The following is a 12,668-nucleotide window of genomic DNA, read 5'->3' as shown; positions in this document are numbered from 1 at the left end:
GACCATCATTTAGTAGTATCTCCCTCGGCCTTGAAGGGAAAAGCGTTCAGAATTCCATGTATTGAGCCGTTAAAAATGATTTTGTTGTTTGAGCGCAGCGAGTTTAAAATCATTTAGGCGAGAGAAATGGAATTTAGCTTTTGACTTCTAAGCCTTGAATTTTTTGCTTCGTTTTTGTTTCAAGACAAAAATGAAGAAGAAGGAAGTTTGAACGTTGATCCTATAAATGCTGGCAGAAAGGCTGATTGAAAGTTGATGAAAATTTAGTTTACAATGTACTAATTAATAATAAGAAAGAGTGATGAATGGCGGGTGAAGGTAAAATTGTCGTTTGCATTACATAAAAACTACTTCACTTGTCATTCTTCACACTTCAATCTATCAACAAATAAATCGCAACTTATTGAAATGAAAACAAACAAAACTATAATCCACTACTTACTATTACTAATGATTGTAGGAGGTAGTGCTTGCCAACCAACATTTGATAATAAGGAAATCAAAAACGATACAGCTTTCCCTTTTATCCTTCCAAAAGAAAAGCCTACAGACAGACAGTTGAGTAGAGCCATGGAAAGAAACTACTCTTACCCTGCGGGCCGTCCGGAGGATAATGAGCTGTATTCTCAATTCAAATTCACTGAATTAAAAGGTTTTGACTACAATGATCATGACGGTACAATATCAAGAAGAGACCCTTCGAAAGTGATCTTTGAAAATGGTCAATACTATGTTTGGTATACAAAAAGAGACACTCCTACTCCACCACAAGGACCGGATTTATGCAACGATACCATTCCTTCGAGAGACTGGGATTTGTCTGAGATTTGGTACGCTACAAGTAAAGACGGTTTCACTTGGGAAGAGCAAGGTGTAGCAGTGCCTCGTCCTCCAAAACCAAATGTGGGTTGGAGATCTGTAACCACTACAGATATCTTAAAATGGAAAGGAAAATACTATTTATACTACCAAGGGTTTATGCAAGCAAGTGGTAAGCGTGGAGATGACTGTCCTGTAGCGGTCTCTTATGCAGATTCACCTGACGGTCCTTGGACTCCTGCCAACAAAATTGTAATTCCAAACGGTAAAGAAGGTGAGTGGGATCAATATTCTATCCATGATCCTTACCCATTGGTCTACAAAGGTAAAATCTACTTGTACTATAAATCAGACTTTGATGGTGATCCCAACTTAGTACGTATGCAAGGTTTAGCCATCGCTGACAATCCATTGGGACCGTTTAAAAAGCACCCTTTGAACCCTGTCATTACATCGGGGCATGAAACTACTTTGTTCCCTTTCAAAGAAGGTATGGCTGCGTTAGTGATCAGAGACGGCAGTGAGCATTATACGATTCAATATGCTGAAGATGGTGTCAACTTTGACATTGCTTCGATTGTATCATTAATGCCAACAGCAGCAGGTCCATACGTTCCAGATGCTTTTGATAGCAACGGAAATGGCCGAGGTATTTCATGGGGTATTTCACACTTTACCAATGTTACAACTTGGAAAGAAAACCACGCAATTATCGCCCGTTTTGATTGTGATTTAAGCTTAGATGTCAACGATCCTGATATGAAGAAAACACACAATTACTTTAAGCCAAGTGTGTACTTCTCTAAAGGTCTGAATAAGAAACAAAAAGCACGTATTGCCAGAGAAAATGAGGCAATATTGAAAGCTTCAAAATAATATAATTTGAATAGTCAACAGATGCATGTGACGCTTATAACTTAAAAATAAAACAGGTAATCTTTAAAAAAGCAGAGGATTTGATGTCTTCTGCTTTTTTTGTGGTTTTAGGGGTATCTGATTTCAATTCATAGTTACACTAAATTTTATAAGGTCTACTTTCAAGCTTCCTTCTACTTCATTTTTGTCTTAACACAAAAACGAAGCAAAAAAGTCAAGGCTTTGAACGCAAAAGCTAAATTCCATTCCTTGAGCCTAAATGATTTTAAACTCGCTTTGCTCAAACAGCAAAATCATTTTTAACAGCTCAATACATGAAATTCTTAACACTTTTCCCTTCAAGGCCGGGGGAGTTACTACTAAATGATTACCTGATTACAAATCAAAAGACAAAGGTTTTGTAATAATCTTCTAAAATGCAGTACTGTAGGGTCGTTGCATTGCAACGACCTCGCGAACCATAATACATTACATTCTTCATAAAAGGAATTGCTATAATTAACTTTACAGTGGAATAAAGTATCAACTCATCATAAGTTGATTAAAGAAGTAAAAAAACACCCCGAAAGAACACTAACGCTCCTTCAGGGTATTTCCATATTATTATAGCTTATAGCTTGTCAATATGTATTTCTAAAGATTACTTGATCATAATCTGTTGTGATTTTGTGTAATTTTCAGAAGTTACTTTAATCACGTAAATACCACTATCCACACTGTTTAGATTAATAGTACTTTCATCAGATGAAAGTAGTTGGTCATAGATCAACTGTCCTAAAGTGTTATAAACCGTGACTCTCACCTCTCCTAAATCTTGGCTACTTCTGATATTGAAAATACCCGAAGAAGGATTTGGATAGACCACAAATTCAATGGCTCCACTTACCTCGTCTTCTAAGTTTCTTACCCTAGATGAAGAAGGTGTGCCTTCTGTGATTTTGAATTGCTGCCAATTGGATGCTCCAGTGCTTGTACAAAGCATATTATTTCTGACAAACAAAGCATTGTTGCCTTTTAATGCGTAAATATCATTTCCATAGTCTACCATTTCAAATTTTTCCCATGCTCCTATTGAAGTTCTGATACACGTCAGCTCCTTGTTACCATTCTCAGAACTTACGTACAAACCATTACTTCCTTTAAAAGAAAATGTACCATCTCCGTTATCAATGATTTCAAAAAGTTCTGTAGCTCCCACTGAAGAAGACGTTCCTAATACATTGGGGTTCGCTGAACTTATATAATCAAAGCTTCCTTGGTTTTGGAAAGAATACAATACCGAGCCTGCCGTAACATCAAAAGTAGTAGAAACATAATCTAAGTTAGATCCAAAATTTCCACCAACAGGTCGTATTGAAACACCCAGTTTATAATTGTTGCCTGCTGCCCACGCTGATGGCTGCGTAAGCGTAAGCGTTTGAGTTCCTGTACCTGCATTGACAGTTTGTTTTGAACTTGTCAACCACAATCCTGATGGGTCATTGACCAAGACTACCAATTCATATTGTGCCGTTGCCTGATAGCTGACTTGAACATTGAAGCTATCGCCAGTGGCAACCGTTTGAGGAGCCGATGCAATACTAACGCTATTCGTTGAAGGCAAGTCTCCTGCAGGTGTCCAATCTGCACCCGGCACCCACATCGTTCCTCCTCTTTCGTATGCACCAATATCCGGAGCATTACCCACGTAACCATCTGTAAAACCTGGAATTACTTTTCCTGCATCTACTAAATAAGATCCACTCTTAGGTTCAAAGTTCATAGTACTTACATTCGTAAATGGATTATTGGCATTGATGATGTTTTGTGGTTGAATATCAGTACCAAACCACGGTGCAGTACTTGCATAATTATTGATCAATACCACATCATCCATTGTATAACCATTTTCCCAACGTCCCATACCTTCCAAAGCATCATAAATAGAATTATTGAAAAAGTCTAAGCCCCAGTTGTCCCAGTTGATTTGAATACCTGTCCATGATACATTATAAATTACATTGTTATAGACTTGGTAACCTTTACTGTTATTATCAAGGTATATACCTGCCACTTTATAGCCGGCATGTGGAGCTGCAGTAGAATTATGGAACCAGTTATGATGTATCACTGAGTTCTTATAATCTGCATTTCCTACAGTATAGAAAACACCTCCATCAGCGTTCATCTTCATTACATCATACACATCGTTGTAGGCTACAGTTGCATTGGAACCACTCACATAAATACCACTTCGACCACCACCATAAACCGTATTATTTTCGATCACTGTTCCAGGGCAATTAGAACGAATTGGTTCGGCGTGAATGCCTAATGTATTGAAGTTTCTCACCACGTTATTTTTAATGGTTGTGTTTTGAGAACCTTTCCAAGCAGCCAGCATTGAAATACCATTTGCGGTACCATTTTCAATCAAGTTTTTCTCAATCAATGTATTACTTCCTTCTATAGTTATAGATCCAGAACCAATTTGAGCATCTGTATTGTCTAACTCATCTAAGATTGGAATACCATGGCGAATTGTTGAGTTTTTCACCACATTGTTGTTACCTGTGATCAAAACAATACCTCCAAAAGTTTCAATACCATCTAAAACAATAAAGTTTTTCGAAACTTTGAATGTATACTCACGCGCTCTGTATTCACATTTACCGGCAGTAGGATTCGCATTGTTCGGTGCTTTGAAATAGATGACCTTATTGGTTGCATCATAATAGTACTCCCTTTGGATATCCAAAGCATCTAAACTATTGAACAAATAAAAGATCCCTTTGTGACCATTTCTTGTAACGGTTGGATTGTGCACTCCAAAAGGCCACTTTGAAATATCTACTCCTTCAAAATCAATTCTTGAAGTAGATGAAGCGGTGATTTTTCGAGTAAAACTGGCACCAGAGTGTCCCCCTAAATACCACATATAACCTTCACTCCAATCATAATTTGGAATACCAGCATACGTGATATGAGAAGCCGAACCCCCTGTAATGTAATTCGCATCTACAGTAAAAGGATCATTGTCCGCATTGTTTGGCCAACGGGCAATGTCCATCATATTTCCATCATAAAACAATGCATTGTGTTCTATCCCTAACGGCATTGTTACATTGGCTTTGTAGATGTTGTTGTTGGTCAAAGTCCAACTGTTGATTTCCTCCACGGCAGAAACGACGACGGTCTCTCCCTGAGCTGCTTTAAAAGTAATTGGGTTTCCTGATGTACCATTATTTACGGTCTCAACAGTCTCACGATAAGTACCTTGGTGAATCACAATGACGTCACCTGCAACGGCTACATTCGCTGCTTTTTGGATAGTTAAATAAGGATTTGAAGCTGTTCCGGAGTTGTTGTTGTTTCCATTTTTTGCAACATGGATTTCTTTTGCGGATACGACACCACAAAAACATGCCCATAATAATAGGGCAATAAGCTGTTTTTTCATAGCTAGTGAAATAATAGTTAAACGATTGGTTATGCGATCTTTGAGCACGTTCCGTATGCTCTTTATTTAAGTACCTTTTAAACTAAATTATCGTCAACTTTCAATCGACCTTTCTACAAGCAATTATAGGATCTACTTTCAAACTTCCTTTTTCTTCAATTTAGTCTTGAAGCAAAAAATTCAAGGCTTAGAAGTCAAAAGAGAAGTTTTTTATAATGCAGTGCTGTAGGGAGGTTGAATTACAACGACCTTGCGAACCACAATACATTATCCTATATACTTCATCAAAAGAAATATATAAATTAACAAAAACTTAGTTTACAAAGTGTTAAGTATTTAAATAGTAACTCAACAGAAATTACTTTACGTGATTATTGGTTATCATTGGAGAAAAAGACATAATAATTCATGATTAGTGGGACTAATCGTTTCATTTAAAAATTGATTCATTTCAATACGATAGGAATAAAAAGGTAAAGTCATTTTTGTGTTGTTACTTAAGATCATTTCATACTAATTTTTTTCAATTTGCCTGATCTACTTTAATTGAAGGTTGATAAATTTACCTCAAACACAAGTGTATTTATAACATATAATAAATCCCCCATCGAATAGGATGTAATTATCCCCTTTTTGAAGTGTAGAAGTAACAGATAAAAAGATGAGAAAAGGTCGTTTTTGTAATGATAAAAATAAAGTTCGTGAAGAGGATCTATTTTACCCTTCCTCACGAACTTTGTTATTGGTGTTTGTCAACTAGATTTTCTTTAATTGAGATAGGTTTTCATGAATAGCATATGGTAATTTGTAGTGGTTCGCAAGGTCGTTGTAATGCAACGACCCTACAGCACTACACTTTAAATATACTATTGTAAAATACTCATCTTCCGATCAGTAATAAGAAAATCATTTTGTAGTACTTTCCTCGACCTGAAGGATTTAATCTTCCGCCTCTAACTTCCAAGTTCTAACCCACTTGAATTTTGTACTTCGATCTAACTTAGAATCATTAAAGCCCATATCATCTCTTGCATCTTCCCTTACCCAATCATAAAAATTGCTTGACATGATCAAACGTTGATCTGAGGTAAAAGGAACTGGTGGAGTGACTGACTTTACTAATCTACCATCGATAAAAAAGTCGACTTGATTACCTCCTTCATGCCACCATGCAGCATAAATATGGTATTCTTCACGATTAAATTTATCGAAGTTAATGTGTCCGCCTTTACTTTGTCGGCTACCATTGTAAGCACAATTGGTAGAGTGACGGTGGGTATTAAAATGAAAAATTTGATCCCATTTTGAATTGACTGCCCAGTCGTCTTTGGTCCAATCATCTGTTTTCGAGCCTAAAAATCGGCCCACACATTCCTGAATATCTAATTCTAAGTTCTCACCATCTGATGTTGTAGTACACGGTACTGGTGGTGTTTTCAACCAAAAAGCAGAAGACATCACTGTAGAACTTGATTGCATTTCCGCTTCAAAATAATAACCCGGTTTACCCATTGTTTTGGATGACACATAGGCACCTCCATACCATCTTTTAGCCGGTTGGCTTGTATCATCTTTCGGGCTGTACTGGGGTTCATCATACAGTTTAGCTTCAATTCTTAGTTCTCCCTCTTCAATGCTTACATTTTCAGCTGAAAAAAGACAGCGGGTAGAACCATACCAACCTCTATCCGAAAAAGAACCATTCGCATTTTCCCATAAAAACTCTGGGCTTTCGTTCCATTTTTCAAGGTCGATATTTCCTTCATCGAATTCATCCGAAAGGGCTTCTACCAATACCCATTTTGTATTAGAAGGTTTCGGGTCTTGGTCCGCTAAGAAAACAGGTTGGGTGACCTCATCACTTTCTTCATCGGGGTCCTCCTCTTTGGGTGGTTCTTCGATTTTGGTGACTTCATCAATGACGTCTTCTGCATTACAAGAAGCCATAAAAAGGGTAGCTACCAAAATCAAAAGGTCTAACATGTTTGCTCGGTAATTCTTCATTTCACTTTGTGTTATTTAAATTCATTTCATGTTAAAACACTTCTCTATCTAATCGATATTAGTGTTCTATTTACTATTGAATTAAAACTAGTGGAACAAAGCTTTTTGCTAAAAAAACAACCGTTAGTATTAAAGGGAGTAATAGGCTATCCCCTTGAATAGAAGATATTTACCCCTCTACTATTATTATGCTTTAAACTAAATGATCGATCACTATCAACAGATATTTTGTAATAACCTTTTAAAAATGCAGTTCTGTAGGGACGTTGCATTGCAACGTCCTCGCGAACCACATTACACAACCATTTGACCATTATAGAATCACCCATTAGAATTAATGGATTCATAATTTACAGTGTATTGTACTTTTTATTTTTTGATAAAATTAAAAGTATGTGACATTTGTGTCGACTGTACCTTTAGGATATAAGAGCCTGATTTTAAAGCTGAAACATCTACTTTTCCTTTATTTTTCAATGTTTTGTGAATCACTTTTTGGCCCTTCACATTATATATATCTACAGAATATTTCCCTTTAGGAACATCTACCGTTAATGTATTTTCAGTAGGGTTCGGATAGATCGCCACTTTTACAGAATCTAAATCATCGATAGACAAAACAGGTTCTGAAGTAATGATGATATTGTCAATTTGTTCGTCTGAAAGATTGTCTTGTCCACCCACTGCACGAAGGCTTACTTTCCAAGAATAATTGTTTCCTGAAGGAAGTGTTTCATCCATTTCCAATGCAATCGATGTTGTACCAAAGCCCTTTTCTATTGTTTTCTTAGCAGTATGTAAAACTTTGTTTGCCGACCAAACTTCTACCACGATTTCTCTTTTTTCATTGGCCACATAATCTACTTTAAAATCATAAGATTTGGCTGGAGGGACGTTGTTCGGTACTTCATTAAAACCTACAGACTCTTCTACATTTTCAGTGGACAATTCCCATGTTCTTACCCAATCATATTTTGTGGTTCTATCTTCCCAGCTTCCCGTCATTCCTCCATCTGCTGGAGTTGGATTCCAATCATACGTTTCTGTTACTAATTTTATGTAGAGATCAATACTAAAATCAGCTGCTGGTGTTACAGAATATTGGTATACCCCATCTAGATAAAATAATATTTCATTTTTGCTTTTCCACCATGCACCATACACATGAAAATCATCGTACACTTTTCCTGAAGGAAGATCTACACTATTCCCAACAGACCCAGTTGGTGTATCACAAGAAACGTTTCTACTGTGTGTATTAGAATGCATTGATTGATCAAAATTTTCATTCCAAGATTGAGGGTTTGTCACTTGACCTACACATTCTTGAATATCCAATTCGGTCACACGCTTATCACACCCTTGCCCTTCATTTTTATAATTGATCAACCAAAAAGTAGAAGATAAGAAGGTCTTGTTGGCTTTCATTCTACATTCTATATAGTTGCCCACATTAACGTTTTTATTCGAAATAACATGCCCACATCCATGCGTAAATGTTTGTCCATTGACTACTTCTTCTTTTTCCAACTGATAGTTCGTGATGCACATTGCCCCTTCTTTCACACTCACTGTATTTTCTTTAAAAAGGCCAGGTGCTCTCCCAATCCAACGCTTCGGGTCTGTATTTTTCCATTTTACAAGATCTAATTCAGTCCCGTCAAAATCATCCGATACTTCAGGTCTTAATTGCCAAGAAGTACCTAAAGGTTTAGGATCATTTCCCTTTACAAATTCTGGTTGAGCGTAAAGGATATTGGATAACATTAGGAAAAACCCGATCCATAAAAAGTACATTTTTTGAGATTTCATATTTGTTCATTTGATTTCATACATATCAATCACAATAAAAACTTTTAAAAGGGATATTTCCGGAAGAACTTCATCAAACTTAAGTCAGAGTTTAGTAAGAAAATTATCTCCCCTCATTTTCCTGAAAAATCTACCCTATGAGAAATGAATTTTAGAGGTTTTTCCTAATTCTTTGTTGTAGCTTTAATTACTAAACAGAAAATGGAATGAATGGGATGAGAGATTGTTGGAAACTCTATATAAGCACTGTCATTATTGTATTGTTATTGCCTTTTCAATCAAAAGGAAATGATACATTAATGGAGTATTCAAAGGTAGAACTTAAAGCCGTAGATCAATTGATCGGGACTGCATTTTACCCTGAAGCATATGATAAAATTTGGTCGCTGATGAGCAGTGCCGACGAAGCAAATAACTCAAGAATAAAGTACAGGGCTTACAAACGCTTAACTTTACTTTATTCGATTTTTTATGATAGCCTCAATGCAATGAATAGTGTAGACTCCATGTTTTTTTATGCTGAGAAATCGGGTATTCTTTCTACCCCATATGGAAAGCAAAAAACATATTATACTGCTGCACATACCTACAGAATGAATCGTAATTTTGATAAAGCAAGGGAGTTTTTAAATGTGGCACGCCAACTCTTAGATTCCACACAAAGACCATTTAATGAAAAGTTTTATGTGTTGTCAGAGGAGGCGCACTTGCATACTTTAACGGGCAACTTTGAGCAATCAGAGGAAATCTTAAGAGAAATATCAGCTGAAGTTTCGCCTACACATTCTTATGCCGCCATTCTCTATTCTATGTGGGGAGATTTATACACTCAAAAAGGAAAAATTAAAGAAGCGTTAGCCTATTATTACAAAAGCTTAAAAGCGGTAGATGAACATAAAAGGCGTTTGGGTTTGAGAGTAGAGTTACTTAAAAAAGCCTCTCAATTGAATAGTCAGCTTGGTAACTACAAAAAAGCGTATCAAGAAATGACTGCTTCAAAAGAGTTAGGAGACCAACTCTTTGGGAGTCAAAGTTCTCGTAATAAAAAGCTTTTTGAGATTAAAGATTCATATCGAAAAACAATAGAAGAAAATAAACAATATCGAAAAGAACAGGAATTGAAAGTATTGAAAATAGAGCAAGAAACGCTTCAACAACGTTTGATTTATCTTGTATCACTTTTATTTGTCACGGTATTATCAGCCATTTTTATTATTTCACTTTTAAAAGTAAAACATCAAACCAAACAACAACTTTTGGAGGAAAGATCAAAAGCTGAAATTGAAATCAAGAAAAAGGAATTGACCGTGACGTCATTACAATTGATTGAAAAGGACAAATTACTCCAAGAGATAAAAGAAGGTTTAGAAGATGTAAAACAACACAAAAGTGATGCAGCTGTAGAACGCATCAACAAGACTATCAACCTAAATACAGCTAAGACTTGGGAAGAATTTGAAACTCGCTTTATACAAGTTAATAGTGATTTTTATGATACACTTAACACTATTCATAGCAGTTTGACTCGAAATGACCTCAAGCTTTGTGCTTTGATCAAGTTAAATTTTTCCAGTAAAGAAATCGCTCAATTGTTGGGTATTTCGACTGATTCGGTCAATAAAGGGAGGTATAGATTGAGAAAGAAATTGGGACTTCACCGTGATGATAATTTGTTTACTTATATTTCTTCCATTTGATTTAGATTTTGTTGAAATGAGTAGATAAAATTGAAAATATACTACTCTGTAGAGTACAATACCTCAAGATGTTTCAAGTGTTAAGCGTGAGCGTCACTTGGAACTATTCATTGTCCCCCGACTTCGAATAGAAATACCACTCTTTCATTCATTTCGAAGTCGGGAGACTTCGCCAATGTATCATCACAAGTGACGCCTATCGGCTTAACACTTGCGATATAAAAGGTTCAAGGACCACAGTACGGAACACAACACAAACCACTTTTCCCTAAACAAAAAAATTAAGCCCCAAGATGCTCGGAGCTTAATCTACGTGTGTATCATTTACCGTGTGCTACTTCATTAAAGTATTGGGTGTGCTGTTATAGGGAATATATTCCTTATAGAGCCTTGTCATCCCAATGCTCGTCTATGATTTTCTGTAGCTTTGGATAGTTACCGTCTTCCTCATTATATTTCTTTCTAAGCTTTTTGATTTCCTTTTTTAAATCGGCGATCACTTTTGAATATTTTGGATCGTCATAAGCGTTATTCATTTCGTGTGGATCCTTACTTAAATCATAAAATTCCCAAGCAATTGGCCCTTCGAAATTATAATCTGCACCCCAAGCATTAGGGTTCTTGTTAGGATCGAAATGTCTTGAATAGAAGAAAATCAACTTGTAATCTTTCGTTCTTACCCCAAAGTGTGCCGGATTGCCGTGCTTGTGTGCCATGTGCATCCAATAACGATAGTAAGTACTTTTTCTCCATTTTTTAGGCTCTTTACCAGTTTCTAAAATAGACTTGAAAGACTCACCATGCATATATTTTGGTGTTTTACCCCCAGCCAAATCAATTAGCGTTGGAGCAAAATCAGTGTTATTGATGATCGCATCTACTTTAATTCCTTTCTTAAAGCTTTTAGGATAATGAGCAATTAAAGGCATACGCATTGACTCCTCATACATCCATCTTTTATCTTGATAATCATGCTCTCCTAACATCATTCCTTGATCAGAAGAATACACAATAATTGTGTTGTCTAACTCACCAATTTTATCTAAATGATCCAATAATCTTTTGATATTGTCGTCCACACCTTTCACACATCTTAAATAACGTTTTAAATATTCTTGATAAGAAGCGTGAGTGTACTCTTTATCACTCAACGATTGGTCAATCTTTAAATCTCTTCCCATATCTCTTGTCACATTACGTTTAGAGATAGACGAACCTATGTAATTTCTTAATTTACCATCTTCACCATATGTAGCGATAGAACCATTCTTTTCGTTATCATACAAACTTGATGGTTCAGGAATTTCAACATCTTCTAAATAGTCCTTATAACGAGGTGCGAACTCGAAGAAGTCATGAGGCGCTTTGAAGTGATGCATTAAGAAAAACGGTTGTTCCTTATTCCAGCCTTTATCTAACCATTCAATACTGATATTTGTAACGATATCAGAACTATGTCCTTTGTACTTGACTGTATTTTTGGGCCATGCCTTATCACCTCTTTCTCTGAAAACTGGATCAAAATACTTTCCTTGAACTGGCAATACTTTATAATAATCGAAAGCACCTGGCTCTTCTTTCAAGTGCCATTTACCAACAATTGCTGTTTGATAACCTAATTTCTTAATTTCTTTTGGCAGATACTGTTGGTCTTCTGCAATACGACCTTCTAAATCGAGAACACCATTGGTTTGGCTGTATTGACCGGTAAGGATCGTTGCTCTTGAAGGTGTACAAATAGAGTTTGTACAAAATGTATTGGTTAGTAAAACACCTTCATTGGCTAATTTATCCAAATTGGGTGTTGGATTTAATGCTTTCAATCTGCTTCCGTAAACACCTATTGCTTGAGAAGTGTGATCATCCGACATAATATAAAGTATGTTGGGTTTCTTCTCTTGAGCACTCATCAATAACGGAATTAAAAATAAGGCTGTAAAAAATGGTAGAATTCTCATTATAAAAAATCTTTACTTTTCATGTATCATTTCATGGATGCAATGTAATAGATGTGCCAATGC

At 36.1% G+C, this 12,668-nt stretch carries 7 protein-coding genes; 2 read left to right on the top strand and 5 right to left on the bottom strand.

From position 1 onward, the window contains the following. Positions 1 to 408: 408 nt before the first annotated feature. Positions 409 to 1,695 (top strand): family 43 glycosylhydrolase, encoded by a 1,287-nt coding sequence (locus IC221_RS20180; RefSeq protein WP_082026738.1) that lies wholly within the window; start codon positions 409 to 411, stop codon positions 1,693 to 1,695. A gap of 640 nt (positions 1,696 to 2,335) precedes the next feature. Here IC221_RS20180 and IC221_RS20175 read toward each other — a convergent pair. From IC221_RS20175 to IC221_RS20160, 4 genes are all read right to left on the bottom strand, one after another. After that, positions 2,336 to 5,134, bottom strand: a complete 2,799-nt coding sequence (locus IC221_RS20175; protein ID WP_188170691.1) for a T9SS type A sorting domain-containing protein — start codon at positions 5,132 to 5,134, stop codon at positions 2,336 to 2,338. A 939-nt stretch (positions 5,135 to 6,073) separates the two neighbouring features. Then, complete coding sequence (locus IC221_RS20170; RefSeq protein ID WP_223241443.1) at positions 6,074 to 7,138, bottom strand: family 16 glycosylhydrolase; 1,065 nt, start codon at positions 7,136 to 7,138, stop codon at positions 6,074 to 6,076. A gap of 146 nt (positions 7,139 to 7,284) precedes the next feature. Continuing rightward, positions 7,285 to 7,485: a hypothetical protein gene (locus IC221_RS20165; protein WP_188170690.1), complete on the bottom strand. Its 201-nt coding sequence runs from the start codon at positions 7,483 to 7,485 to the stop codon at positions 7,285 to 7,287. Between the two features lie 22 nt (positions 7,486 to 7,507). Then, positions 7,508 to 8,950: a T9SS type A sorting domain-containing protein gene (locus IC221_RS20160; RefSeq protein WP_188170689.1), complete on the bottom strand. Its 1,443-nt coding sequence runs from the start codon at positions 8,948 to 8,950 to the stop codon at positions 7,508 to 7,510. Between the two features lie 206 nt (positions 8,951 to 9,156). Here IC221_RS20160 and IC221_RS20155 point away from each other — a divergent pair, with 206 nt between their 5' ends. Then, positions 9,157 to 10,647 carry a hypothetical protein gene (locus IC221_RS20155; RefSeq protein WP_188170688.1) on the top strand — a complete coding sequence of 497 codons (1,491 nt, stop codon included), beginning with the start codon at positions 9,157 to 9,159 and terminating at the stop codon, positions 10,645 to 10,647. A 380-nt stretch (positions 10,648 to 11,027) separates the two neighbouring features. Here the strand turns inward: IC221_RS20155 and IC221_RS20150 are convergent, their stop codons facing one another. Continuing rightward, entirely contained in the window at positions 11,028 to 12,605 is a 1,578-nt protein-coding gene (locus tag IC221_RS20150; protein WP_188170687.1) for a sulfatase, read from the bottom strand. Positions 12,606 to 12,668: the final 63 nt, after the last annotated feature.

Source organism: Flammeovirga sp. EKP202, from assembly GCF_014534745.1.
Classification (GTDB): domain Bacteria; phylum Bacteroidota; class Bacteroidia; order Cytophagales; family Flammeovirgaceae; genus Flammeovirga.
Note: the sequence above shows the minus strand (reverse complement) of the source record. Positions and strands in the feature narration are given on the sequence as shown.

What these genes read in the sequence shown, in the direction of transcription:
- IC221_RS20180 (WP_082026738.1), top strand. Translation starts at nt 409, where the DNA reads ATGAAAACAAACAAAACTATAATCCACTACTTACTATTACTAATGATT.
- IC221_RS20175 (WP_188170691.1), bottom strand. Translation starts at nt 5,134, where the DNA reads ATGAAAAAACAGCTTATTGCCCTATTATTATGGGCATGTTTTTGTGGT.
- IC221_RS20170 (WP_223241443.1), bottom strand. Translation starts at nt 7,138, where the DNA reads ATGAAGAATTACCGAGCAAACATGTTAGACCTTTTGATTTTGGTAGCT.
- IC221_RS20165 (WP_188170690.1), bottom strand. Translation starts at nt 7,485, where the DNA reads ATGAATCCATTAATTCTAATGGGTGATTCTATAATGGTCAAATGGTTG.
- IC221_RS20160 (WP_188170689.1), bottom strand. Translation starts at nt 8,950, where the DNA reads ATGAAATCTCAAAAAATGTACTTTTTATGGATCGGGTTTTTCCTAATG.
- IC221_RS20155 (WP_188170688.1), top strand. Translation starts at nt 9,157, where the DNA reads ATGAATGGGATGAGAGATTGTTGGAAACTCTATATAAGCACTGTCATT.
- IC221_RS20150 (WP_188170687.1), bottom strand. Translation starts at nt 12,605, where the DNA reads ATGAGAATTCTACCATTTTTTACAGCCTTATTTTTAATTCCGTTATTG.